This window comes from Propionivibrio sp., from assembly GCF_047602565.1.
Classification (GTDB): domain Bacteria; phylum Pseudomonadota; class Gammaproteobacteria; order Burkholderiales; family Rhodocyclaceae; genus Propionivibrio.
The window spans coordinates 1,057,922-1,083,516 of record NZ_JASGGX010000001.1; the positions used below are offsets into that span (position 1 = coordinate 1,057,922).

At 68.5% G+C, this 25,595-nt stretch carries 19 protein-coding genes; 7 read left to right on the forward strand and 12 right to left on the reverse strand.

Annotation, left to right across the window (positions count from 1 at the left end):
• Positions 1 to 259 precede the first annotated feature (259 nt).
• A complete protein-coding gene (locus QM701_RS04820) occupies positions 260 to 898 on the forward strand; it encodes a DUF2238 domain-containing protein (RefSeq protein ID WP_415165954.1) in 639 nt (212 codons plus the stop codon).
• Here the strand turns inward: QM701_RS04820 and QM701_RS04825 are convergent.
• From QM701_RS04825 to QM701_RS04840, 4 genes are all read right to left on the reverse strand, one after another.
• A complete protein-coding gene (locus QM701_RS04825; protein WP_415169346.1) occupies positions 867 to 2,003 on the reverse strand; it encodes a methyltransferase in 1,137 nt (378 codons plus the stop codon). The genes QM701_RS04820 and QM701_RS04825 overlap by 32 nt on opposite strands.
• A gap of 38 nt (positions 2,004 to 2,041) precedes the next feature.
• The gene (locus QM701_RS04830) at positions 2,042 to 4,693 is read right to left on the reverse strand and encodes a diguanylate cyclase domain-containing protein (RefSeq protein WP_415165955.1); all 2,652 of its coding nucleotides are present in this window, start codon (positions 4,691 to 4,693) and stop codon (positions 2,042 to 2,044) included.
• Positions 4,694 to 4,926: 233 nt separating this feature from the next.
• Entirely contained in the window at positions 4,927 to 5,949 is a 1,023-nt protein-coding gene (locus tag QM701_RS04835; protein ID WP_415165956.1) for a TRAP transporter substrate-binding protein, read from the reverse strand.
• 80 nt (positions 5,950 to 6,029) lie between these two features.
• Positions 6,030 to 7,070, reverse strand: a complete 1,041-nt coding sequence (locus tag QM701_RS04840; RefSeq protein ID WP_415165957.1) for a Gfo/Idh/MocA family protein — start codon at positions 7,068 to 7,070, stop codon at positions 6,030 to 6,032.
• 311 nt (positions 7,071 to 7,381) lie between these two features.
• Between QM701_RS04840 and QM701_RS04845 the strand changes: the two genes are divergently transcribed.
• Positions 7,382 to 10,024, forward strand: coding sequence for a LuxR C-terminal-related transcriptional regulator (locus QM701_RS04845; RefSeq protein ID WP_415165958.1), 2,643 nt, complete (start codon positions 7,382 to 7,384; stop codon positions 10,022 to 10,024).
• 114 nt (positions 10,025 to 10,138) lie between these two features.
• Here QM701_RS04845 and aroD read toward each other — a convergent pair whose 3' ends face one another.
• The 3 genes from aroD to QM701_RS04860 all read right to left on the reverse strand — a co-directional run bounded on the left by aroD (position 10,139) and on the right by QM701_RS04860 (position 14,611).
• Entirely contained in the window at positions 10,139 to 10,921 is a 783-nt protein-coding gene (aroD, locus tag QM701_RS04850; RefSeq protein ID WP_415165959.1) for a type I 3-dehydroquinate dehydratase, read from the reverse strand.
• 212 nt (positions 10,922 to 11,133) lie between these two features.
• Positions 11,134 to 13,500, reverse strand: coding sequence for a DNA internalization-related competence protein ComEC/Rec2 (locus tag QM701_RS04855; RefSeq protein ID WP_415165960.1), 2,367 nt, complete (start codon positions 13,498 to 13,500; stop codon positions 11,134 to 11,136).
• A gap of 124 nt (positions 13,501 to 13,624) precedes the next feature.
• Positions 13,625 to 14,611 carry a transaldolase gene (locus QM701_RS04860; protein WP_415165961.1) on the reverse strand — a complete coding sequence of 329 codons (987 nt, stop codon included), beginning with the start codon at positions 14,609 to 14,611 and terminating at the stop codon, positions 13,625 to 13,627.
• Positions 14,612 to 14,939: 328 nt separating this feature from the next.
• On the opposite strand from QM701_RS04860, the gene QM701_RS04865 reads away from it, so the two are divergent.
• Positions 14,940 to 15,914 (forward strand): cache domain-containing protein, encoded by a 975-nt coding sequence (locus QM701_RS04865; RefSeq protein ID WP_415165962.1) that lies wholly within the window; start codon positions 14,940 to 14,942, stop codon positions 15,912 to 15,914.
• Positions 15,915 to 15,956: 42 nt separating this feature from the next.
• Positions 15,957 to 16,481, forward strand: a complete 525-nt coding sequence (locus QM701_RS04870; protein ID WP_415165963.1) for a hypothetical protein — start codon at positions 15,957 to 15,959, stop codon at positions 16,479 to 16,481.
• Positions 16,482 to 16,514: 33 nt separating this feature from the next.
• Here QM701_RS04870 and lolD read toward each other — a convergent pair whose 3' ends face one another.
• Positions 16,515 to 17,210: a lipoprotein-releasing ABC transporter ATP-binding protein LolD gene (gene lolD, locus QM701_RS04875; RefSeq protein ID WP_415165964.1), complete on the reverse strand. Its 696-nt coding sequence runs from the start codon at positions 17,208 to 17,210 to the stop codon at positions 16,515 to 16,517.
• A complete protein-coding gene (locus QM701_RS04880; protein WP_415165965.1) occupies positions 17,203 to 18,450 on the reverse strand; it encodes a lipoprotein-releasing ABC transporter permease subunit in 1,248 nt (415 codons plus the stop codon). The genes lolD and QM701_RS04880 overlap by 8 nt, the downstream gene beginning before the upstream one ends.
• Positions 18,451 to 18,529: 79 nt before the next feature.
• On the opposite strand from QM701_RS04880, the gene QM701_RS04885 reads away from it, so the two are divergent.
• Genes QM701_RS04885 through QM701_RS04895 form a run of 3 tightly spaced genes read left to right on the forward strand, consistent with a single transcriptional unit; the run spans position 18,530 to position 22,040 of the window.
• Entirely contained in the window at positions 18,530 to 19,690 is a 1,161-nt protein-coding gene (locus QM701_RS04885; protein ID WP_415165966.1) for a hypothetical protein, read from the forward strand.
• Entirely contained in the window at positions 19,687 to 21,417 is a 1,731-nt protein-coding gene (recJ, locus tag QM701_RS04890; RefSeq protein ID WP_415165967.1) for a single-stranded-DNA-specific exonuclease RecJ, read from the forward strand. Before QM701_RS04885 ends, recJ begins: the two co-directional genes overlap by 4 nt.
• A 47-nt stretch (positions 21,418 to 21,464) precedes the next feature.
• Positions 21,465 to 22,040 (forward strand): DNA-3-methyladenine glycosylase I, encoded by a 576-nt coding sequence (locus tag QM701_RS04895; protein WP_415165968.1) that lies wholly within the window; start codon positions 21,465 to 21,467, stop codon positions 22,038 to 22,040.
• 192 nt (positions 22,041 to 22,232) lie between these two features.
• Here QM701_RS04895 and QM701_RS04900 read toward each other — a convergent pair whose 3' ends face one another.
• The 3 genes from QM701_RS04900 to QM701_RS04910 all read right to left on the reverse strand — a co-directional run bounded on the left by QM701_RS04900 (position 22,233) and on the right by QM701_RS04910 (position 25,590).
• Positions 22,233 to 24,830, reverse strand: a complete 2,598-nt coding sequence (locus QM701_RS04900; protein ID WP_415165969.1) for a bifunctional aconitate hydratase 2/2-methylisocitrate dehydratase — start codon at positions 24,828 to 24,830, stop codon at positions 22,233 to 22,235.
• A 178-nt stretch (positions 24,831 to 25,008) separates the two neighbouring features.
• The gene (locus tag QM701_RS04905) at positions 25,009 to 25,218 is read right to left on the reverse strand and encodes an RNA-binding S4 domain-containing protein (protein ID WP_415165970.1); all 210 of its coding nucleotides are present in this window, start codon (positions 25,216 to 25,218) and stop codon (positions 25,009 to 25,011) included.
• A gap of 36 nt (positions 25,219 to 25,254) precedes the next feature.
• Positions 25,255 to 25,590: a YkgJ family cysteine cluster protein gene (locus QM701_RS04910; RefSeq protein ID WP_415165971.1), complete on the reverse strand. Its 336-nt coding sequence runs from the start codon at positions 25,588 to 25,590 to the stop codon at positions 25,255 to 25,257.
• Between the last annotated feature and the right edge of the window lie 5 nt (positions 25,591 to 25,595).

A 25,595-nucleotide genomic window follows, 5' to 3' on the forward strand; every position in this document is an offset into this window, starting at 1 on the left:
GGCGCAGGAACATGCCCTCCCTCCCCTTCAAGGGGGTGAGGACGGGGTTTCGCAGAGCACTGCTCTGCGCCGTCCGAACGGGCTGGCTTTGTTAAGCCAGCACTGCTGGGCCGGGGTGGGGATGGGTAAGAGAGGTCGACTCGCTCATGGCATCGCAGCGGAACCCCATCCCCCTCCCAACCTCCCCCTTGAAGGGGGAGGAGTTGACGCGCACAGCATTCATGTGATCGCCCCGGCCGCCGCGTTACAATGCGCCCCCATGGACGACCGCCCTTCTCCCCTGCTCGTCGCCGCCGCCCTGGGCCTGGCGGGACTGCTCGCCTGGTCGGGCGTGGCGCCCTACGACCGGGCCACCTGGGCGCTGGAAGTGGCGCCGGTGGTGATCGCGCTGGCCGTGCTGGTGCCGACCTGGCGCTGCTACCCGCTGACCGGTCTGCTCTACTTCTGGATCTTCGTGCATGCGATCGTGCTGATCGTCGGCGGCACCTACACCTATGCCCGCGTCCCGCTCGGCTTCCAGCTGGCCGACCTGCTGGGCGGCGAGCGCAATCCCTACGACAAGATCGGGCATTTCTTCCAGGGCTTCGTGCCGGCGCTGGCCGCCCGCGAGATCCTGATCCGCGGCGCTTACGTGCGGGGCCGGCGCATGCTCCACTTCCTGGTGCTGTGCGTGGTGCTGGCGATCAGCGCGTTCTACGAGCTGATCGAGTGGTGGGTCGCCGAGCTGATCGGGCAGAACGCCGACGAGTTTCTCGCCACGCAGGGCTATGCCTGGGACACGCAGTCGGACATGCTGTGCGCGCTGATCGGCGGCATCGCGGCGCTGCTCTGCCTCGCCCGCCGGCATGACCGGCAGATCGCCGCGCTCAGGCCGCGCCGAGCCGCCACAGCGAAGTGACTTCCGCCGCCCGCGCGGCGTGCAGCGGATCGTCGGGATCGGCCGCCTTGGCGTGCGTCGGGCGCACGTCGTGGCGGCCGAGCACTTGCAGGCCGGCCTCTCCGATCCACGCCAACAAGTCCTCGCGCGAGCGCAATTTGAGATGTTCGGCAAGGTCGGAGAGGATCAGCCAGCCTTCCCCGCCCGGTTCGAGATGCGCGGCGAGTCCGGCGAGAAAGCCGCGCAGCATGCGGCTGTCCGGGTCGTAGACCGCGTATTCGAGCGCCGAGCTCGGCTTGCCCGGCACCCACGGCGGATTGCACACGACGAGCGGCGCGCGGCCCGGCGGGAAGAGGTCGGCCTTGACCACCACGACCGCGCCGTCCAGGCCGAGCCGCACGACGTTGTCGCGGGCGCAGGCGAGCGCCCGCTCGTCCTGGTCGGTCGCCACCACGCGGCGGACGCCGCGCCGGGCGAGCACCGCCGCCAGGACGCCGGTGCCGGTGCCGACGTCGAAAGCCGGGCCGTTCGCCGCCGCGGCCGGCAACGGCGCGTCGCCGACCAGCGCCACGTATTCGCCGCGCACCGGCGAGAACACGCCGTAATGGGGATGGATGCGGCCGCCCAGGGCCGGAATGGGCACGCCCTTCCGTCGCCACTCGTGCGCGCCGATCACGCCGAGCAGTTCGCGCAGCGACATGACGTACGGCGCGTCGGCCGGCCCCAGGGCTTCCGTGCAGGCGTCGCGCACGTCGGGCGCCCGCCGCAGCGGGATCAGGTGGCCGGCGTCGAACGGGATCAGCAGCATGCCGAGCACCCGCGCGCGCTGCGCCTGGGCCATGCGCTTGCGGTGAAAGGCTTCCGGGAACGGCGCGCCGGAGCCGCTGCCAGGCTTGCCGCCGGCGCGCGCCTTCCGGTCGACGCGCCGGGTCAGCGCCTGCAGCAGCTGCCGGGCGTTCTGGAAGTCGCCGCGCCAGAGCAGCGCCGTGCCTTCGCAGGCCAGGCGGTAGGCGGCGTCCGCCGTCAGCGTGTCGTCCGTGGCCAGCACGCGGCGCGGCGCCGGGGCGCCGCCCGGCGAGCGCCAGCGCGCGGTCCGCACCGCGCCCGCCTCCGGCCATTCGATCATCGGCGCCGGCACGGGCGCCGGGGACGCTCCCGCCGCCGTCACGGCACTTCCACCGGGTCGGGCTGCGATGCTTTTTTCAGGAGCGGGAAGAAATCGTGGTCGTCGATCAGCATGTGCTGCGCCACCACGTCCCGCGTGACGAACGCCACCACGTCGCCCATCGGCAGCTCCTGCGTGACGGCCAGCCGGTACAGTTCCTGCGCGCGTTCGGTGAGCGCCCGGTGTTTCAGGACGTGCTCGTCGAGGCCCGCGTAGCCGTGGCGCGCCAGGATTTCCTCCTCGTTGCGGAAATGCACGGCCACCGCGGCGATCAGTTTTTCGAGCATTTCCGGCAGCTTGTCGGGCGAGACGCGCCCACTCGCCACGGCGCGGATGATCGCATTGCCGTGGATGAAGAGACTCTTGTGCTCCTGGTCGATGGTGGCCTCGCCGCACTGGTAGGAACGCCGCCACACTAGCGTCCCCATTTCCTGGCCGCCGCACGGTTCGCCGGACAGGTCGCCCTCCCGGCCGCCGCCCGCGACGAAGACCTGGGCGCGCCCCAGGCCCTTGGCGATGTACATGGCGTCGTCGGCGCTCTTCAGCAGCGAGTCCTCGTTGCCGCCGTGATCCGGGTAGAGGGCGACGCCGATGCTGCAGTCGATGTTCACGGTGATGTCGTCGGTCACGTGGAACGGCGCGCACAGCGACTGGCGGATCTTCTTCGCCACCCCCACGGCGTCCGCGGCGCTGCCGATGGTCGGCAGGATCGCCACGAATTCGTCGCCGCCCACGCGCGCCAGCGTGTCGGATTCGCGCAGGCACTTCTGCATCCGCCCGGCGACCGCGCCGAGCAGGAGGTCGCCGACCGAATGCCCGTACTGGTCGTTGACCGGCTTGAAGCGGTCGAGGTCGATCATCAGCAGGCCCAGGCTGGCGCTCTCCCGGCGCGCCTGCACGATGGCCATGCGGATGCGGTCGTGGAACAGGCGCCGGTTGGGCAACTGGGTCAGCGGATCGTAATTGGCCAGCCGCGACATTTCCGCCGCGACCTGCGAACGCTCGGTGATGTCCGTCGCCACGCCGCAGCACAGGAGGTTGCCCTGGTCGTCGCTGAACACCGTGATCGACAGCAGCACGGTCAGGCGGGTGCCGTTCTTGCGGATGTAGGTCCATTCCCGCTCGTCCACCCGGCCGGTCGCCCGCGCCTTGGCGATCAACGCCGGGAAGGCGGCCGCCACCGGCACGCCCAGTTCCTCGGTCAACTCGCGCGCCCGCCGGCGCACTTCCTCCGGATCGTGGAACAGCATCGGCGTCTGCTTGCCGATCACTTCCTCGGCGGCATAGCCGAGCATCGTTTCCGCGCCGGGGCTGAACAGGGTGATGTTGCCCTCGCTGTCGGTGGCGATGACGGACTGGCGCAGCGCCTTGAGGATGGAAAAGCTGATCCGCTCGTGCCGGCGCAGGTTGCGGTCACTGCGCTCGCGCGCGCCGATGCTCTCTTCGAGCAGCTGCAGGGCGAAATTGATCTGCGCGCATTCATCGCCGCCCGGCAGCGGCCGCCCGCCCGGCGCATCGCGGAAGTGCTTCTCCAGCAGGCCGTCGAGGCGCCGCTGGATGACCCGCAGCGGCAGGCCGAGGCGGAAGAAGAACACGGCCGCGGCCAGCGCCGCCAGCGTGAGGATCAGGCCGATGCCCAGCAGCGCGTGGCGCTCGCGCAGGCTGGCCTGGGCCAGGCGGCCGGCGGTGTATTCGTCCGTCAAGCGGCGGATCTCCGCCGCCAGTTCGCTCATCGTGTCCGCCGCCTTGAGCGCCTGCGGCGCGTAGTCGCGCGCATAGGCGCCGTTGCCGGCGACCGGAGCGCCGCGCCGGGCCGCCTGGAGGACTTCGCCCTGCCTTTTGCGCAGCGGATCGAGCAGGTCGCCGTGAATCTTGCCGAGCAGGTCGCGCGTGCGGTCGTCGCCGACCTGGCGGATGCCCTGTTCCAGCCCCTCCCAGACGATCATGGACTGCGTGCGCAGCAGTTCCAGGGCGGCGATTTCCCGGGCCGTCACCGGGCGCACCGAGAGGAGGTTCATGGCGAAGATGCCGGATTCCGCGCTGAACACGGTGCGCAGCAGGATGCTGGAATGCCTCAGCTGGCTGAACCGTTCGAGCCCGGCGTCGTCGCTCTCGGGCGCATCGGCCACTTCGTGCGCCAGATCGAGCAGGCGGATCGCCAGCGCGTCCGACACCGCCGTCCACAGCTCGGCGACCGCCGGATCGCGGCCGTCCCGGGGCGACGCCAACGCCCGGTCCAGGACCGGCCGGGACTCGCGGACATGCTCCCAGGCCGAGCGCACCGCCGCGGCCAGGGAGCGTCTACGCTCCCCCCTTGCCGCCGCCTCCGTCACGCGGGCCAGCGTGCGCGCCAGGAGCTCGTCGCCGACCCGCCGGCGCTCGTCGAGCAGCGCCCTCTGCTCTTCCGGGATGCGCAGCCCGCCGAGCAGATACACCAGGGCGTGGCTGCGCTCGGCGAAGAAGCTGTCGGCCGCTTCCAGGCAGACGTCCGCGATTTCATTGCGCTCGACCATCAGCCTGACATGGCGCGATACGGTGCGGCTATCCCGGTACGCGCCGACGGCGAAAGCGAGCGCGACCAGCACCAGCGCTCCGACCATCAACGCCACGAGAGTCCGCAGGGATAGCCCCGACAGAATCTTCTTCATCATTGAGACAGGCGGATAATTCGTGCCCTAGTATGTTCACGTATTTATCCGCGAGTCAAAGAGTGTTAACGCCGGCGAATGACGCCTTCGCCGGGGTTGCGTTGCGCTCCTTCACGAATCTTTACGCTCTCCGCCAGACCGCCCGGCGAAAAAAAGCCCTTCCTGCCGGCAGGAAGGGCCTTGGCTCATGGGTCAAGCCAGGACGGGTGTCAGGTTGGCACGGCCACGCGCAAGCCTCATTTCTGGCTGCTGCGGAACTTGGCGATTTCGGCCTGCATTTCCTTGAACAGCTCGGGGTTGTATTCCTTGGCGTACTTGTCGTGCATCGGCATGACTTTCTGGCGCATCTTGGCCAGTTCGGCGGCGGACACCTCATTGACCTTCATCTTCTCCTTGGCAATGTTCAGGGATTCGGCTTCCAGCCGTTCGGCCATCTCGCGCTGCGGGCCCTTGGATTCTTCGAACGCATCCCTGATCACCTGCTTCTCGTCGGCGGACAGCGTGTCCCATATCTTCTTGCTGAACAGGAGCGATTGCGGCTCATACATATGCCGGGTGAGCGACAGATATTTCTGCACTTCGTAGTACTTCGAATACCTGACGTTGATCATCGGCTGGGCGCAGCCATCGACGATTCTCTGCTCCAGGGCATTGTAGAGTTCCGCCACGGCCATCGACACCGCGTTGCCGCCGAGATCGTTGATGAACTCGATATTGATCGGCGTTTCCGTCACGCGCAGCTTCTGCCCCTTGAAGTCGTCAACGGTGACGATCGGGTGCTTGTTGCTCATCATGTTGAGGAAGCCGAAGCCGTAATAGCCCAGGCCGATAATGCCCCTGGGCTCGAGGGAGGCATGGATCTTCTGGCCGACCGGGCCATCCAGCACGGTAAAGACTTCCTTCCAGCTGCCCCACAGAAACGGCAGCTGGACCAGGCCGGCGTCCTTGGAATTCCCCACCAGCAGGCTGGTATACATCATGGTCATTTCGAGCGTGCCCCCCTGCATCGCCGACAACGCCTGGATATCCTTGCCGAGCGAGCCGTTGGGGAACAGCTTCACGACCATTTTGCCGCCGCTCTTCCTGGCGACGAGATCGGCGAAGATCTTGGAGCCTTCGTGTTGCGGGTTGCCTTCGCCATTGGCGTAGGCGAGACGCATGACGCGCTCCTTGATGTCGGCCGCGCCGGCCGTCCCCATCGCCATGACCAGGCTGCACACGGCAGCCGCCGAAAACAGGCTCTTCACTACTTTGTTCATCATTTGCCCCCTTTACGCTGTGAAAAAATACCGATGAGATTCACCGGACCCGAGATCTGCCGTGGCCACGCACGACGGTGTCACGCGCCGTCCACTTCGATCGTATGGCCGGTCCTCGCGGCTTCGAAGACGGCCTGCACGGCCAGCAGGGTACGCACGGCGTCGCGCCCGGTGATCTTCGGTTCGGCCTCGCCGCGCACGACCGCGCAAAAATGCCGGATCTGCCGGACGAGCGGATCGGTCGCCTCGACGGCGAGACGTTCGCGCTGCAACGGGAATCCCCAGCCCCGCTCCGCTGCGTAGCGCCACAATTCGAGCTTCGGCACGGTCAGCGCGCCTTCCGTCCCGGAAATGAGGTAACAATTCTCATCGTTGCGCGGATAGAACGGGTTTTCCCCCGCGGTCAGCTCCCAGCTCCAGGGCGCCACCGCCGTGTCCGACACCGTCAGCGTCCCCAGGGCGCCGCTGGCGAAGCGCAGCGTGATGACCGCCGTGTCCTCGACCGGATAGCGGCGGACGGCATGCGAAATCATCGCCTGCACCGCGACGACGTCGCCGCAGATGTAGCGCAGGTCGTCGATGTCGTGCACCGCGTTGGTCAATACAGGGCCGGCGCCAGGCGAGCGGCGATGGACGGCGTCAAAGTACTCGCTCGCCTTGAGGAGCATCCACTGGGCGGAAATCGCGGTGACCCGGCCGATGCGTCCGCTCTGCACGACCTCGCGCGCCCGCTCGATGATCGGGTTGTGCCGCCGGTGGTGCCCGACCAGCAAGGCCACGCCCGCCCGTTCGGCGGCCTCGGTCAATTGCAGCGCCGCTTCGACGGTATCGGCGATCGGCTTCTCCACCAGCATGTGGATGCCGCGCTCGGCGCAGGCGATCCCGACCGGAGCATGCAGCACGTTGGGCGCGGCGATGATGGCCGCCTGCGGGCGGACCCGGTCGAGCATTGCGCGGTAATCCTCGAAACAGGGAATCCCGAGTTCGCGGGCATACGCTGCCGCCTCGGGGCCTGGATCGGCAATCGCCACCAGCCTGCAGCCCGGTTCCTGCTGCATGGTCTCAACGTGCTTGCGGCCGAACAGGCCTGCGCCAACAATGGCAATGTCTATTTGCGTCATCCTCGAATACCTAGCGACTGATTACCGGGCCCGGATTCCGGCACTCCCTGCGCCACGCCACGGTGCGGGCGCCGGGAACGGGAGAACCGATCGAAATTTCATGTGGGCAATTTATCTGCGCCTGCGCCGGGGATCACCCGACCAAGGTAGGGAAGATGCGGGGAATCCGACGCGACGGAAAATCGACGGGTATCCGCCGGAGTAGAATGCTCCGGCAAGGCAAGGCGGCGGTTCATCGGGGGAAGCCGCCTCGGGAGGCAGAAGCCAGGACGTCGACGATCGACCGTTTCCGACAAAAAGATCACACAGGCATGAAAAGCATTTCACCGCAGGCGCTGATCAACACCAAGATCAGCATCCCCGCCCCCGGCACGCGGATCGTGGCCCGGCCGCGGCTCGCGGACAAGCTGCACGAGGGGCTGCAACGTCCGCTGACCGTGGTCACGGCGCCGGCCGGCTTCGGCAAGACCACCATGGTCGCGGACGCCTTGAGGGAAGACGCCGGAGACCGCCAGGTGGCCTGGCTCTCGCTCGACGAGGAAGACGGCCACCTCGTCCGCTTTCTGTATCACATGGTCGCGACCTTGCAGTCGGTCGCCCCGGACGTCGGCCGCGCGCCGATCTTCCTGATCGGGCGGCTGCAGCTGCCGGCGCCGAACGATCTGATCGCCGCGCTGCTCAACGAAATCGCGGCGTCGACGCAACGGATCGTGCTGGTGCTCGACGATTTCCACGTGGTTTCCTCGCCGGAAATCCATGCCTCGATCGGTTTCCTGGTCGAACACATGCCCGAGCAGTTGCGCCTGGTCCTCATCAGCCGCAAGGTTCCCGACCTTCCCCTGGCACGCTGGCGCATGCAGCGGCGCCTGAGCGAGATCGTGCTGGACGATCTGCGCTTTTCCCTGGACGAATCGTCCGCGTTCCTGGAGCAGGCGATCGGCATCGCGCTGCGGGCGGACATCATCGAGGCGCTGGAACAGAAGACGGAAGGCTGGATCGCCGGCCTGCAGATGGCGGCGCTATCCCTTCAGCACTCGGCCGACAAGGACTCGATGGCGAACTTCGCGCAGCGGGTCGCCTCGTTCAGCGGCGAGCACCGGCACGTGCTCGAATACCTGGCCGAGGAAGTGTTCAGCCGGCAGGCGCCGGCAGTGCAGGACTTCCTCCGGCGCACCTCGGGGCTGGATCGCCTGTGCGCGTCGCTGTGCGACGCCGTGACCGGGGGAAGCGACGGCCGGCGCCAGCTCAATCACCTGGAGCAGGCCAACATGTTCCTGCTCCGGCTCGACGAAACGCGGCACTGGTATCGCTACCATCAGCTGTTCGCCGATTTCCTGCGCACGGAGTCCGACGCCGCGGAACAACGCAGGCAGCACCTGCAGGCCAGCGAATGGTACGAGGCCAACGGTTTCGAGGAAGAAGCGATCCGGCACGCGCTGGCGGCCGGCGACTTTCCCTCGACGGTGCGGCTGTTCAGGGCCTTCGCCGACGACGTCCTGTCGCGCGGAGAACTGTCCAAGCTGCGCAGCTGGCTCGACGAACTGCCGGACGAGCTCGTGCGTGCACACAGCGACCTGGCCTGCTACAAGGCCTGGACCCTCTACCTCGGCGGGCAGACGGCGCAGGCCCAGCCCTACGCCCGGCTGGCCCGCGAGCTCGGCTCGGAAGGCGAGCCGCCCAAGCGCCGCGGCATGCTGGCCGCCATCCACGCCTACATCGCCCTGAGCTGGGGCGATCCGCGCGACGCCGTGGTCAACGCCCGGCACGCGCTCGACTGGCTGGGCGAGAGCGCCTCGTTTTTCCGCGTCTACGCGCACAGCCTGCTGGGCCAGGCCCAGGCCCTGGTCGGCCAGCGCGGGGCGGCCGTGGCCACGCTGGGCAAGGGCGTCCAGCTCGGGCAGCAGCTCGACAACCCGTTCATGACCGTCGACGCCATGGGGCCGCTGATCCAGATGATGACCGCCCAGGGCCGCTTGCGCGAAGCCCGCGCGATGGGCCAGAACGCCATCCGCCGCTACGTGGACGCCAAGGGCGCCCCGGCGCCGGTCGCCGCGCTCCTGTACATCCGGCTGGGCTGCCTCGACCACGAGCAGAACGACCTGGAGGCGGCCCGCTACCGGCTGATGACCGGGATCGAGCTGTCGCGCCAGCTCGGCATGGTGTTCTACGCCCTGCTCGGCCTGCGCGCCCTGGCCCGGCTGCTGCACGTCTGCGGCGAACGCGAAGCCGCCTGGGACACCCTGGCCGAAGCCGGCGAACTGGCGCAGCGGCCGGAAAGCGCGCGCCGCCGCCGGCTGATCGCCCAGATCGTCGCCGAACTGCAGCTGCGCGAAGGCAACGTCGACGGCGCGGCGCGGACGCTGGACGAAATCCGCGCCATGGTCGACTACGCCGGCGAGGAAGAGGACCTGCTCACCGCGCGCATCCTGCTGGCGCGCCGCCAGGCGGTGCGCGCGCTCAACGCCCTGGCGCCGCTGGAGGCGCGGGCAAGCGCCGACGGCTTCGCCGGCAGCCTGATCGCCATCCACGTGCTGCAGGCCTTGTGCAAGAAATCGCTCGGCGAGAAGGCGGCGGCGGCGCGCTATCTGGCCGCGGCCGTTTCGCTGGCCGCCAGCGGCGGCTACAAGCGCGTGTTCCTCGACGAAGGGCGGGCCATGGCCGAACTGCTCGAGGACGTCCGCCACGTCGACCCGGCGTTCGTCAGCGGCCTGATCGAATCCTTGGCCGACGACGAGGAAACGCTGCCTTCCACGGCGCTGCATGAAAACCTGAGCCGGATGGAGCGCGAAATCCTCAAGCTGGTCAACGTCGGCCTGACCAACCAGCAGATCGGCGAAAAGCTGGGCATCACGGTCAGCACCACCAAGTGGTACCTGACGCAGATCTTCGGCAAGCTGAACGTGCGCAACCGCACGCAGGCGATGGCCCGGGCGAGGCAATTGAAACTGCTGTGACCGAAGGCTCCCTCCCCTTCAAGGGGAGGGTCGGGGTGGGAATGGGGTAATCGTGTGGGACGACGCAACCCATCCCCCACCCATCCTCCCCCTTGAAGGGGGAGGTGTTGACGCTTACTTGCCCGTCACCGCCCGGCGCACGATGGACAGCGCGGTGCGCAGGTCCTCGATGGCGACCTGCCCCGGTGCGGAGCTGCTCCTGCCCACGGCGAACGTCGCCGCCGAGCCGTAGACCCAGCCCATGATGCGCGACAGCGAGCCCACGCCGCCCATCGACATGCTGATCAGCGGGATGTCCAGCGCCGCGCGCGCCCGGCTGGTCGCCGCCAGCAGCTCCAGCACGTCGCCTTCATGGGTCGGCATCACCGCCACCTTGCCGACGTCGGCGCCCAGTTCCTTGGCCGCGGCGAACTTGCCGTCGAGCGTGGCGGCGTCCGGCGTCATCTGGAAGTTGTGGTACGACATGATCATGCCGATGCCGTTGGCCTTCGACACGGCGCGCAGGGCCTTGATGTCCTCCGGCCGGTTGGACAGTTCGTAGTCGATCAGCTCGACGCACCTGGCCTCGCAGGCGGCCTTGTACATGGCCACCACCGCCGGTTCGTCGATGGCCAGCGGCTGGCCGCCTTCGGTCGCGTTGCGCCGCGTCAGCAGCACCGGCACGCCGCCCGCCGCGGCGCGGATGGCCAGCGCCGTGTCGATCACCGCGGGAATGTCGCCGATCGCCTGGAAGAAGTCGATCCGCCATTCGAGCAGATCGGGCTTCTTGGGCACGATGGCCGCGACTTCGTCGAGCACTTCCGCCCGGGTCTTGCCGACCAGCGGCGTGATGATGATCGGCAGCGTTCCCCCACCCAGCGGCTTGCCCTGCACCTGGATCAGTCTGGTTTCCTTCATGCTTCGATACTCCAAATGATTGAGTTAATGGGTTTTTCCACCGATGTCTGCTTCGCTTGCTGCTTGCGGCAGCGGATCGCGTCGAATTGTTGTTATTGCGTCGCCGTATCGCCGCATGGCACTCCGAGCGTCGGCTATCTTAATCGGCCGGCCGCAGGATGTCACCCGACCTAAGTCGGGCGGCCGCGCGGACGTCCTTCGCCGTGCGGCGCTCAGCGGTGCTGCCAGTAGCGTCTGCGCTCGTCCCGCCAGGCGGAAACGTCGGCCGACGCGTCCGCCGCGAGGACCGCGCGCACGGCGCCGTCCCGGTCGGTGCGCCAGTGCCGGCTGCCGGCGTAGCGCGCGAGCACGTCCGCGCGCGGGTGGCCGAAGGCGTTGCGATAGCCCGCCGAGAACACCGCCTCGCGCGGCGCGACCGCCGCGACGAATTCGGGCGACGACGAGCCGCGTCCGCCGTGGTGCGGCACCACCAGCACGTCGCTGCGCAGTTGCCCGCCGGCGCGGGCGATCAGGGCGCGCTCGTCGGCGGCCTCGATGTCCCCGGCCAGCAGGACGGCGCCGGCGCCGTTCCACACGCGCAGGACGCAGCTCATGCCGTTGGGCCGCTTCGCCTTGTCCGCGTAGTCGCGCTCCGCCGGATGCAGGATCGCGAAGCGGACGCCGTCCCATTCCCACGACTGCCCGGCGGCGCACGGTTCGGCGCCGATGCCGGGGATCGAGGTCAGGAAACGGGCGATAGGCCCGTGCGCGCGCACGGCTTCCAGCCCGCCCGCATGATCCGTGTCGCGGTGCGAGACGACGAGCGCGTCCAGCCGCGCCACGCCGGCGGCGCGCATGAACGGCGCGACGACGCGCTGGCCGGCGTCGGTCTCGGCGCCGTAGCGCGGACCGGTGTCGTAAAGCAGCGTGTGCTCCGCCGTGCGCACCAGGACGGCCAGCCCCTGCCCCACGTCGAGCACGTCCACCCACGCCGCGCCGGCGGGCGGCCGCGCCGGCGCCGCCGCCAGCGCGGGCACCATCAGGCAGAGCCCGAGCCAGCGCGCCGGAAAGCCGCGCGGCAGCAGCAGCCAGCCGGTTCCCGCCACGGCCAGCGGCACCGCCCACCACGGTGGCGCCGGCTGCTGCCAGACCGGCCAGCCGGACAGCCAGCCGAGCAGGTCCATCAGTTGCGCCAGCAGCCAGTGATCGAAATGCAGCAACGGCGGCCAGGGCAGCAGCGCGTACACCAGCGCCAGCGGGGTGACGACGAAGCTCACCACCGGGATCGCCACGGCGTTGGCCAGCGGCGAAACCAGCGAGAACTGCTGGAAGAACAGCAGCAGCAAGGGCAGGCCGCCGACCGTGACCGCCCATTGCGCCGCGCCCCATTGCCGCAGCCCCGCACGCCAGCGGCGCAGGCCGCCCGCTTCGCCGCCCTGTTCGCCCAGGCGCGCCGTGCCGACGAAGAACAGCACCGCGACCGCGCCGAACGACAGCCAGAAGCCCGTCGCCAAAACCGCCCAGGGATCGGGAACGAGCACGGCCAGCAGGGCAAAAAGGAGCGTACGGACGGCGCCCAGATTGTGGCCGGCGTACAAGGCCAAAGCCACCACGCTGAGCATGTACACGGTGCGCTGGGCGGGCACTTCGAAGCCGGCGAGCAGGGCGTAGGCCAGCGCGGCGAGCCAGCCGGCGGCGACGGCGGTCTTCTGCGCCGGCAGGCGCAGCATCAGGCGCTCGCTGCGCCGCCACAGGGCGTTGACCAGCGCGGCGCAGAGGGCGGCGACCATGGTCACGTGCAGCCCGGAAATGCTGACCAGGTGCGTCACGCCGGTGCGGCCGAACATCTGCCACTGCGCGGCGGGAATGGCGCGCTGGTCGCCGATCGCCAGCGCGGTCAGCACGCCCGCGTAAGGTGCCTCCGGCAGTTCAGCCAGGAAACGTTCGCGCAGCGCGTCGCGCAGGCGCTCGACGGCGTAGCCGGGGCGCCACGCGAATTCGTCCAGCCGCGTCGCGCCTGCGCGGGAGCGCACCGTGCCGGTGGCCCGGATGCCGCGTTCGAGCAGCCACGCCTCGTAGTCGAAACCGTGCGGATTGGCGTTGCCGTGCGGGCGCTTCAGGCGCACCGTGAAACGCCAGCGTTCGCCGGGATGCAGGGCCTGGGCGGCACGCCCTGTCGCGTCCGCCTCGTCCTCGTCGGCGGCGTCCCAGCCGTGATACCAGGACAGGAAGATCCGTTCCGGAACCCGCGCGCCGGTCGTCTCGACCGATTCGACGTCGAAGGCGAAGCGTTCGCCGCGCTCGAAGCGCTGCGGTAGCGCGGCCACCACGCCGACGACCCGGATGTCCCGCATCTCCCAGGCGGCGGGCAGTTCGTCGGCCAGCCGGCATTCGGCGCGCCAGGCCGCCCAGGTGAAGCCCAGCAGCGCGCAGGCGCACAGCAGCAGGCCGCGCGACGCCCAGGCGCCCCGGCGCGAGGCGGCGAACAGGCCGCCGAGCCCGGCGGCGGCGCAGGCCGCGACGGCCGCCGGACCGGGCAGAACGGCCTGCGTCTGCAAGAACAGGATTCCCGCCGCGAAGGCCAGGATGGCGCTGCGCATTCGACTCCCCCGGACGGTCGCGGAATGAACGGAGGGCACGCAATGAAAAACGGGGAAAGGCCGCCGGCCCTTCCCCGTTTCCGATCCTCCCCGGACCCTTCTTGATGTTCCTTGGCGATGCCGCCTAGCCTTCCAGCTCCTGCAGGCGCGCCGCGAGCAGCTGCTCCAGCGTTTCCAGCGCCTTGGTGAAGCCGGCGATGCCCTCGGCCAGTTTATCCGACGCCATGCGATCGGCCGCGTGCATGCGGGCGAACGTTGCCTCATCCACGGTGATCTTGTCAAGTGCCGCGGTAGCGGCCTTGGCCGGATCGAGCTTCCTGGGCAGTTCGCCTGCGGCGGCCTGCAGCTCGGCGAGCAGCGACGGCGCGATGGTCAGCAGGTCGCAGCCGGCCAGTTCGGTGATCTCGCCCATGTTGCGGAAGCTGGCGCCCATGACTTCGGTCCGGTACCCGAACTTCTTGTAGTAGGTGAAGATCTGCGTCACCGACACGACGCCCGGGTCCTCGGCGGCCGGGTAGGCGTCGCGGCCGGTGTCCTTCTTGTACCAGTCGAGAATGCGCCCGACGAACGGCGAGATCAGCGTCACCCCGGCTTCCGCGCAGGCGATCGCCTGGTGCAGGCCGAAGAGCAGCGTCAGGTTGCAGTGGATGCCTTCCTTTTCCAGGATTTCGGCGGCGCGGATGCCTTCCCAGGTGGAGGCGATCTTGATCAGGATGCGCTCGCGCGACACGCCGCGGGCTTCGTACTGGGCGATCAGCTCGCGCCCCTTGGCGACGGTCGCCTGGGTGTCGTAGGAGAGGCGCGCGTCGACTTCGGTCGACACGCGGCCGGGAATGATCTCGAGGATTTTCAGGCCGAAGGCCACCGCCAGGCGGTCGAAGGCCAGCGAGGCGACCTGGGCCGCCGGCGCCGCCGCGCCGCAGTCGAGGCGCGCCTGCTTCAGCGTGGCGTCGACGATGCCCCGGTACTGCGGCATCTGCGCCGCCGCGGTGATCAGCGACGGATTGGTCGTCGCGTCGCGCGGGGTGAATTTCTCGATCGCCTGGATGTCGCCGGTGTCGGCGACCACCACGGTCATTTCGCGCAATTGTTCGAGCAGATTCTTGGGCATGGCTGAACTCCTGTCCTGTGATGCTTTGATGTCGGAAAGATACGGCAAGAAAACCGAAACGAGGTCAAACGGGCGGAAACGCTCATTGTAGCGAATGCCGCCTCGATAAGCATCAAAAGTACATCAAATAAAACAAATGTACGCAGACTATTAACCGCACTTTACGATTGCGCATCAGTCCATCCTCAGAGTAATCTTATAAAAAACTCAGAGTAATCTCATAAAAAAACAGCGGATTAAGTCCGCCAGAACAATAAAACAAGTGGGGCTTCGCAGCAGATAGGGGGGATTTTCCGGCACCTGAAATCTTGGTTTTTCGGAGAAAGTCATGCGATTGAAAACACGGGTTTTGATCATCGTCCTGTCCTCGCTGGTCGGGCTGGCAATCATGGGCCTGTTCGGCCTCTACAGCATGCGGCAAAGCATGATGGACGAACGGCGGGCGCAGATCACGCAGCTGCTGGATTTTGCCGATTCGCAGCTGAAGTACTACCACGGACTGGAAAAGTCCGGAAAACTGTCGCGCGAGGAAGCTCAGGCGCGCGCCAAGGAGGCGATCGGGTCGCAGCGGCAGGGCGACAACTACTTCTTCATCCGGACGCTGACGGACGACTATTTCGTATGGCATCCGATCCCCAGCCGCATGGGCAAGCCGGACGACGGCGGCAAGCAGCCGGATGGACGAACGACCGTCCAGGCATACCGCGACGCCTTGGCGAAAAGCGCGGACAACAAGGCATTCATCGACTTGAAGGCGCCCAAGCCCGGCGCTCAGGACAAGACCGTGCAATACCCCAAGATGAACGGCGCCCTCAAGTTCGAACCGTGGGGCTGGATGCCGGGAATCGGTTTCTTCGTTGACGACATCGAATCGCGTTTCTGGCAGCAATCGGCCGTCTTCCTGGTCGTCGCCATCGTTCTGCTGGCGGTGCTCGCCACTCTGGTGTTCAAAATGCGCGCCGTCATCCTGCGGCAGCTGGGCGGCGAGCCCGCCGACGCCGCGGAAAGCATGAAGCGCATCGCCAACGGCGATCTCGGGGTCAACATCGCGGTCGACAAGAACGACAACGACAGCCTGATGGCCTCGCTCAAGCTGATGCAGATGAAGCTGACCAACCTGACCTCGGCCATCCAGGAAAACGCCGCGACCCTGTCCGATCAGGTGCAGGCGTTCGACCAGACGGCCAAGGCCCATTCCGAGGCCAATTCGCCGGAGACGCTGGCCGACCTGCTCCGCTCGGTCAAGCGGCTGGGCAAAACGGCCGGCATCCTCGACAAGTCGATCGCGCGCATCAAGCTTTGACGCGGTCCCGTCCCGTGATCAACGAACCGCCGAGGTAAGCCAGTGGATCTGTCGGCCAGCGTGCGCCTCACCCCCAAGGGCGAGGACGAGGTCAAGCATCGGACCAACAGGCTGAGCGTGCGCAAACGCAGCCTGCTCCTTCTCCTGGACAAGCCGCAGACGCTTGAATACGTGTTCAAGAAAACGGTGCTGCATCAGGAGGAAGCCGATGCCGAGGTGCAGAGCCTTCTCCGCGAAGGCTTCATCGCCGTCGGAGACGGCGCCGGCTTCACGGCACCGGGCCCGACCGCCGCGAAGCCGCCGCCCGCCCCGCCGGCGCCGGGCGCCGCCTTCCGGCTGAAGGACGACATCGTCGTGTCCGAAGCCAAGTTTCTGCTGATCGACTTCTGCGTCGACAGCTTCGGCACCAACTCCGAAGCGTTCTGCAACGACGTCCGCGCGTGCCACAGCGTGGCGGCCGTGGCGGCCAGCCTCGGCGCGATCGTCGCCGCGGCGGAGAAACAGTGCCCGCAGCGCCTGCCGGCCCTGGCCCGGCTGGTCGAGGAAATCAACGCCACGGCCGATTGAGGGCGCGCCGGCGGCGCGCCCTTCCCGCCTCCTTCAGCGGCTCTCCGCGAACACCCCGTCGCACAGCGTCAGGATGCGGTCGGCGCGCGCGGCCAGGCCGGGGTCGTGCGTGACGATGACGAAGCTGGTGTGGTGCGAGCGGTTGAGCGAGAGCATCAGCTCGAACACGTCGCCGGCCGTCTGCCGGTCGAGGTTGCCGGTCGGCTCGTCGGCCAGCACGCACGCCGGCCCGGTGACCAGCGCCCGGGCGATCGCCGCGCGCTGGCGCTCGCCGCCGGACAGCTCGGACGGCGTGTGGCCGAGGCGGTGCGCGAGGCCGACCTCGCCGAGCATCGCCGCCGCCTTCTGCAGCGCCTCCTCGCGCGGCATGCGACGGATGAACAGCGGCATGGCCACGTTCTCCTGCGCGGTGAATTCCGGCAGCAGGTGATGGAACTGGTAGACGAAGCCGAGATGCCGGTTGCGCAGCTCGCCGCGCTCGGCGTCGCCGATCGCCGCCAGGTCGCGCCCCATCAGCTGGACCGAGCCGCCGCTCAGGCTGTCCAGTCCGCCCAGCAGGTGCAGCAGCGTGCTCTTGCCCGAGCCGGAGGCGCCGACGATCGAGACGCGCTCGCCGGCCCGCACTTCCAGGTCGACGCCGGTCAGCACGCGCACTTCGGCGATGCTGCCCTGGCGATAGGTCTTTTTCAGGCCTGTGCAGGCCAGCACGACGTTCCCGGCCTCATTCATAGCGCAGCGCCTCCGCCGGATTGGTGCGCGAGGCGCGCCAGCTCGGATAGAGCGTCGCCGCCAGCGACAGCACGAAGGACACGCCGGTGATGGTGATCACGTCTTTCCATTGCAGTTCCGAGGGCAGGTTGGAGATGTAGTACACCTCCTTGGAGAACAGCTGCGTGCCGAGCAGGCGTTCGATGAACGGCACCACCACGTCGATGTTGAGCGCCAGCGTCACGCCGCCGAGCACGCCCAGGCCCAATCCGATGAAGCCGATCAGCGCGCCCTGCACCATGAACACCGCCATGATGCTGCGCGGGCTGGCGCCGAGCGTGCGCAGGATGGCGATGTCGGCCTGCTTGTCGGTGACCGCCATGACCAGCGTGGACACGATGTTGAAGGCGGCCACGGCGACGATCAGCGAGAGGATGATGAACATCATGTTCTTCTCGATCTGCACGGCGCGGAAGAAGTTGGCGTGGCTGCGCGTCCAGTCGCTGATGTAGGCCGGCACCGTCAGCGTGGCGGCCAGCTGCCGCACCACCAGCGGCGCGCGGAACAGGTCGTCGAGCTTCAAGCGCACGCCGGAGACGCGGTCGTCCATGCGATAGAGCTTCTGCGCGTCCTCCAGGCGGATCAGCGCCAGCGCGCTGTCGTATTCGAACATGCCAACCTCGAACAGGCCGCTGACGGTGAAGGTCTTCAGGCGCGGCACCACGCCGGCCGGCGTGACCACGCCCTGTGGCGCGATCACCGTCACCTTGTCGCCGGGCAGCACGCCGAGCGCATGCGCCAGCTCGCTGCCGAGCACGATGTTGAAGGCGTCCGGCTGCAGCGAGTCGAGCGAGCCTTCCTTGATGTGCGAACGGAAGTCGGCGACCTTTTCCTCCTCGTCGGGGATGATCCCGCGCACCATCGCGCCGCGCACCGACTGCCCGAAGGAGAGCATGCCCTGCGCCTGCACGTAGGGCGCCGCGCCGCGCACTTCCGGCAGCTTGGCGGCCTCCTGCGCCACCGCCTCCCAGCCGGACATCTCGCCGTCCGCGCCGCTGATCTGCACGTGCGAGACGACCGCCAGGATGCGGCCGCGCAGTTCGGTCTGGAAGCCGTTCATCACCGACAGCACGACGATCAGCGCGGTCACGCCGAGCGCGATGCCGAGCATGGAAATCAGCGAGATGAAGGAAATGAAATGGTTGCGCCGCTTGGCCCGCGTGTAGCGCAGGCCGATCAGCAGTTCGTAGGGCAGTGCCAAGGCGGTGTCCGGGTCGGTCAAAGGCGCTATGGTACACTTCTTCGCCAGTTCCCCGTCATCGAAAGCGCCCAAGGGCTCCATGCCGCTCGCCTGCCTCACCCTGCTCGTCCCCGAACTGCTCTGGCCCGAACCCGAGGACCGCGAGGCGTGGGACGGGCTCGCCTGCCCGGCGCTCGCCACGCTGCTCGCGCGCGGCCGGTCCGGCCACGCTCCGCGGCAGGCGTTCGAGACCGTTCTCGCCGCGCTGTGCGGCCACGGCGAAACGGGCGCGCTCGCGGCCTGCCGCAGGCTCGGCGAGAATGACCGGGCGGCGGCGGACGGCGCGGTCTGGCTGTGCTGCGACCCCGTCCACCTGCGCTTCCACCAGGACAGCCTGATCCCCGCCGACGCCAGCCGGATCGAACTTGGCGGCGACGACGCGGACGCGCTCGCGGCGGCGCTCGACGCCGAACTCTCCGCCTGGGGGCGTTTTTCCTCGGCCGCGCCGGGACGCGGCTACCTGCGCCTGGCCGCCGGCAGGAAACCCGACGACTTCGGCGCGCCGCCCTTGTCGGCCGTCGCCGGCCGCCGCGTCGAGCATCTCCTCGCCGACGCCTCGGGCGACTGGCGCGCGCTGTTCAATGAAATCCAGATGTTCCTGCACGACCATCCGGTCAATTGCCGCCGCGAAGCGGCCGGCCAGTTGCCGGTCAACGCCTTCTGGCTGTGGGGCGCGGGCGCCCTTCCCGCCCGCCCGGAGGCCACGGCGGGATTCGACGGCGTATGGAGCGGCGATCCGCTGGCGCGCGGACTGGCGCGTGCCGGCGGCGCGGCGGCCCACGCGCTGCCGGACGGCGCGGCGGAGGTGCTCGGCGCGCCGGGGCAAGGCAGCGGGGCCAGCCGCCTGGCCGTGCTCGACGCCCTGCTCGCGCCCGCGCAGTACGAGCACGGCGCGGACTGGCGCGCCGCCTTGCTCGAACTCGAAGCGCGCTGGTTCGCGCCGGCGCGCGCGGCGCTCGCCGCCGGCCGGCTGGCCCGGCTGGAAATCGTCGCGCCGACGGCGTACGCGACGCTGCGCTGGTCGATCGGACGCGGCGATCTCGTCAAGATCTGGCGCCGACCCCGCGCGCCGGCGCAGATCGCCGGCGCGCTGGTGCAGGCGACGCATGCTGGCCAGGGCGAACACGCCCCGGCCGCGCAGGCAGCGCGCCCGCCCGGACGAAACGACCCGATCGAACACCCCCACCCACCACAACGATGACCCGTCTACAATCCCGCCCGGTGCCGCCGCGCGCCCAATGGCAGCTCGAACAACAGGGGCTGCACCCGCTGCTCGCCCGTCTCTACGCCGCGCGCGGCATCGCGGCGAAAAGCGAGCTCGACTATGACCTCAAGGGCCTGATCCCGCCGCCGCAGCTGACCCACGCCGCCGACGCCGCCGTGCTGCTGGCGGACGCCGTCGAGGCGCAGGCGCGCATCCTGATCGTCGCCGACTACGACTGCGACGGCGCCACCGCCTGCGCCGTCGGCGTGCGCGCGCTGCGGGCATTCGCCGGCGATACGGGCGCGACGATCGACTACCTGGTGCCCAACCGATTCACCTACGGCTACGGCCTGTCGCCGGAAATCGTCGAACTGGCGGCGGCGAGGAATCCCGATCTGCTGGTCACCGTCGACAACGGCATCGCCAGCCTGGCCGGCGTCGCGCGCGCCGCCGAACTGGGCATCGCCACGCTGATCACCGACCACCACCTGCCGGGCGACGAACTGCCCGCCGCGGACTGCATCGTCAATCCCAACCAGCCCGGCTGCGGCTTTCCCAGCAAGTGCATGGCCGGCGTCGGCGTGATGTTCTACGTGATGCTCGCGCTGCGCGCCGAGCTGCGCGCGCGCGGCTGGTTCGCCACCGCCGGCGTGCCGGAGCCGAATCTCGGCGCGCTGCTCGACCTCGTCGCGCTCGGCACGGTGGCCGACGTGGTCCGGCTCGACCGCAACAACCGCATCCTGGTCGACCAGGGCCTCCGGCGCATGCGCGGCGGGCGCCTGAATCCCGGCATCCGTGCCCTGTTCCGCGCCGCCGGGCGCGAGCCGGCCAGGGCCTGCAGCCTGGACCTGGGCTTCATGATCGGCCCGCGCCTCAACGCCGCCGGGCGGCTGGCCGACATGTCGCTCGGCATCGAGGCGCTGATCACCGACGACGCGGCGCGCGCGCTGAACATCGCGCAGGAACTCGACCGGCTCAACCGCGAGCGCAAGGACATCGAATCGGGCATGCAGGATCAGGCGCTCGCGCATCTCGACGCCATCGACGAGGACGGTGCGGCGGCGGCTCCCGCGCTCACCCTGTTCCATCCGGAATGGCACCAGGGCGTGATCGGCATCCTCGCCTCGCGTATCAAGGACCGGCGCCACCGGCCGGTGTTCGCCTTCGCGCGCGGCGACGAGGCGAGCGCCGACGGCGAGCTCAAGGGCTCCGGCCGCTCGATTCCCGGCCTGCACCTGCGCGACGCGCTGGACGCCGTGGCCAAGCGCGCGCCGGGCCTGCTCAAGCGCTTCGGCGGCCACGCCATGGCCGCCGGCGCGACCATCCGCGAAGCCGACCTGCCGCGCTTCCGCGAACTGTTCGCCGCGGTCGCCGGAGAGCAGCTGTCCCCTGCGGACCTGACGCGCACGCTGGAAACCGACGGCGGCCTGGAGGATGGCTATTTCTCGATCGCCACGGCCCGCCTGCTCGAAGAGGAAATCTGGGGCCAGGGCTTTCCCGCGCCGCTGTTCGAGGACGAGTTCGTCGTCGAGAACCAGCGCATCCTCAAGGAGAAGCATCTCAAATTGCGCCTGCGCAAGGGCCGCCTGGCCATCGACGCCATCCGCTTCAACTTCGCCGGCGCGCCGGGTGCGACCATCCGCGCGGCCTATCGGCTGGCGGTCAACGAATACAACGGGGTGGAATCGCCGCAGCTCCTGATCGAGCATTTCGAGGACGTCTGACCGTCCGCGCCGATCGACTTCAATCACCGGAAAGCGAGAAAACGACCATGCACGCCGCCCCGGAACGCTGCCCGTGGTGCGGGAACGACCCGCTCTACGTCGCCTACCACGACGCTGAATGGGGTGTGCCCTGCCACGACGAGCGCGCGCTATTCGAATTCCTGATCCTCGAAGGCGCCCAGGCCGGGCTGTCGTGGATCACCATCCTGCGCAAGCGCGAGAACTACCGGCACGCCTTCGACGGCTTCGATCCGGAAAAGATCGCCCGCTACGGCGAGCGCGACGTCGCGCGCCTGCTGGCCGACGCCGGCATCGTGCGCAACCGCCTGAAGATCGCCGCCGCCATCGACAACGCCCGCGCCGTGCTGGCGCTCCACGAAGCCGGCGACAGCCTGGACGAACTTTTCTGGCGCTTCGTCGACGGACGCCCGGTGGTCAACCGCTGGCGCAGCCTCGACCAAGTGCCGGCGCACACCCCGGCCGCCCAGGCGCTGTCCAAGGAACTCAAGCGACGCGGCTTCCGCTTCGTCGGCCCGACGGTGATCTACGCCCACATGCAGGCGACCGGCATGGTGAACGACCACCTGGTCTCCTGTCCGCGCCATCAGGCGCTCGGAGGGTAGCGCGGTCGGCGACAGACGCGCGGTGGCCGCCGGAGATATGGGTAGAGGTTTGTGATGGAGGTTCGCAGTTCGCAAACTGCGAACCTCCATCAATTTCAGAAGTAAGGAAAAACTTTGTAAACCGGCTGCCAAAAGCCGAAAAAAAACGGCCCGGCAATCGCCGGGCCGCTTTGACTTACCCTGTACTGCGCGTCAAACCGTGACGCTTTCCGCCGCTTCCTGGAACTCGGCGATCTGGTCGAAGTTCATGTAGCGATACACGTCGGCCGCCTTGGCGTTGACCGACTGGATGCGCTCCATGTACTCGGCCACGGTCGGGATCTTGCCGACCAGCGAGCAGATCGCGGCCAGTTCGGCCGAGCCGAGGAAGACGTTGGTGTCGATGCCCAGGCGGTTCGGGAAGTTGCGCGTCGAGGTCGACATCGCGGTGCTGCCCTTCCTGATCTGCGCCTGGTTGCCCATGCACAGCGAGCATCCCGGCATCTCCATGCGCGCGCCGCTCTTACCGAGCACGCCGTAGTAGCCTTCCTCGGTGAGGATCAGCGCGTCCATCTTGGTCGGCGGGGCGATCCACAGACGGGTCGGGATGTCGCTCTGGCCGTCGAGGATCTTGCCGGCGGCGCGGAAGTGGCCGATGTTGGTCATGCACGAGCCGATGAACACTTCGTCGATCTTGGTGCCGGCGACTTCGGACAGCAGCTTCACGTCGTCCGGGTCGTTCGGGCAGGCGACGATCGGCTCCTTGATCTCGGCCAGGTCGATCTCGATCACCGCGGCGTACTCGGCGTCGGCGTCGGCCTTCAGCAGTTGCGGATTGGCGATCCAGTCCTCCATGGCCTTGACGCGGCGGGCCAGCGCCTGGGCGTCCTGGTAGCCGTTGGCGATCATCCACTTGAGCAGCGTGGCGTTCGAACGCAGGTACTCGATGATCGGTTCCTTGTTCAGCTGCACGGTGCAGGCGGCGGCGGAACGCTCGGCCGAGGCGTCGGTGAGCTCGAAGGCCTGTTCGACCTTGAGGTCCGGCAGCCCTTCGATTTCGAGGATGCGGCCGTTGAAGACGTTCTTCTTGCCCTTCTTCTCGACGGTCATCAGGCCCTGCTTGATGGCGTAGTACGGAATGGCGTTGACCAGGTCGCGCAGCGTGATGCCCGGCTGCATCGTGCCCTTGAAGCGCACCAGCACCGATTCGGGCATGTCCAGCGGCATGGTGCCGGTGGCGGCGGCGAAGGCCACCAGGCCGGAGCCGGCCGGGAAGGAGATGCCGATCGGGAAGCGCGTGTGCGAGTCGCCGCCGGTGCCGACGGTGTCCGGCAGGCACATGCGGTTCAGCCAGCTGTGGATGACGCCGTCGCCCGGGCGCAGCGAGATGCCGGAACGGGTGGTGATGAAGCCCGGCAGCGTGCGGTGGGTCTTGATGTCGACCAGCTTCGGATACGCGGCGGTGTGGCAGAACGACTGCATGACGAGGTCAGCCGAGAAGCCCAGGCAGGCCAGGTCCTTCAGTTCGTCGCGGGTCATCGGGCCGGTGGTGTCCTGCGAGCCGACGGTGGTCATCTTCGGTTCGCAGTAGGCGTTCGGACGCACGCCCTTGCCTTCCGGCAGGCCGCAGGCGCGGCCGACGATCTTCTGCGCCAGGGAGTAGCCCTTGCCGGTATCGGCGGGTTCCTGCGGCGCCTTGAACAGCGTCGAGGGCGGCAGGCCGAGCGCGGCGCGGGCGCGGCCGGTCAGGGCGCGGCCGATGATCAGCGGGATGCGGCCGCCGGCGCGCACTTCATCGAGGATCACCGGCGTCTTCAGCTGCGCTTCGGCGATGACCTGGCCGTTCTTCAGCGCCACGACCTTGGTCGTGGCGGCGTCGATCTTCAGTTCGAGCTCGTCGCCCATTTCCATCTGCGCGACGTCGATCTCGACGGGCAGCGCGCCGGAGTCTTCCAGGGTGTTGTAGAAGATCGGGGCGATCTTGGAGCCGAGGGTGACGCCGCCGCAACGCTTGTTCGGCACGAAGGGAATGTCCTCGCCGGTCCACCACAGCACGGAGTTGGCCGCGGACTTGCGCGAGGAGCCGGTGCCGACCACGTCGCCGACGTAGGCGATCAGGTTGCCCTTCTTGGCCAGTTCCTGCAGCTGCTTGATCGGGCCGCGCACGCCGGGCTGCTCGGGTTCGATGCCGGGGCGCGGGTTCTTCAGCATGGCCAGCGCGTGCAGCGGGATGTCCGGGCGCGTGGTGGCGTCGGGGGCCGGCGACAGGTCGTCGGTGTTGGTTTCGCCGGTGACCTTGAACACGGTCAGCTTCTGGCTGGCCGGGACTTCCGGACGCGAGGTGAACCACTCGGCGTCGGCCCAGGACTTGAGCACGGCCTGGGCGTTGGCGTTGCCCTTGTCGGCCAGCGCCTTGACGTCGTTGAAGTAGTCGAAGATGAGCAGGGTCTTCTTCAGCGCCTCGGCGGCCACGGCGCCGACTTCGGCGTCGCCGAGCACGTCGATCAGCGGCTTGACGTTGTAGCCGCCGAGCATGGTGCCGAGCAGTTCGGTGGCCTTGACGCGGGAGATCAGCGCACAGGATTCCTCGCCCTTGGCGACCTTGGCCAGGAATTCGGCCTTGACCTTGGCGGCGTCATCGACGCCCGCCGGGACGCGGTAGCTGATCAGTTCGACCAGTACCTGCTCTTCCCCTTTCGGCGGATTCTTGAGCAGGCCGATCAGCTCCTGGGTCTGTTTGGCGCTCAGCGGCAGCGGCGGCACGCCGAGGGCCGCCCGTTCAGCGACATGGGCACGATAGGATTCGAGCATGAGAACGTCCTTTCAGAAAGATCAAAAATGAAAAAGGCTGGAATTCCGGGACGGCCATTTTAGCGCCGGGCCTTGCCACTGCATTGGCGCGGCGACTTGATATTATTTCAGGAGTTGCTGCCAATTGTGCACGAAACGCACAAAAGAGGCCGCCGAAAGAAATCCCCGGCCGGCGGCGTTACGCCAGCACCACCGTCTCGCCCGCGTAATCGACGCGCTGCCCCGGCCGCAGCTTGGCGCGCCGGCGGGTTTCCACCGTACCGTCCACGCGCACCCGGCCGGCATCGATCTCGGCGTGCGCCTGGCCGCCGGAATGGCACAGCCCCGTCGTTTTCAGCAGCTGGTCGAGCCGGATGTGCTCGCCGCGGACTTCAAGCGCGATCGTCACGGTGTCTCCTCACGGTATTGCCCGCGCCACGGCGGGTCACAGTTCGAGCGGCGGCAGGCCGTAGCGCCGCCGCGCGCGGTCGCAGGCCTCGTCGCCCATGCCGAGCGGCGCGTACGGCGCGAAATCGCGGCAGGGGCCGGGGCGCTCGCGGTAGATCGAGCAGCGCACGCTCTTGCCGATCTCGCCCTCCAGCGCGATGCAGCGCGGCGGCGCGTCGTCCGTGCCGCACATGCGGTACAGCGTCGGCGTCAGGCGGATGGCCATCCGCTCCGGCACGCCGCCCTTGCCGGCGACGGCCAGATCCTCGCGGTGAAAATCGACGCGAAACGCGGCGCAGCAGGCGCCGCAACTCAGACAGGCTTGTTCAGGCACGTTCG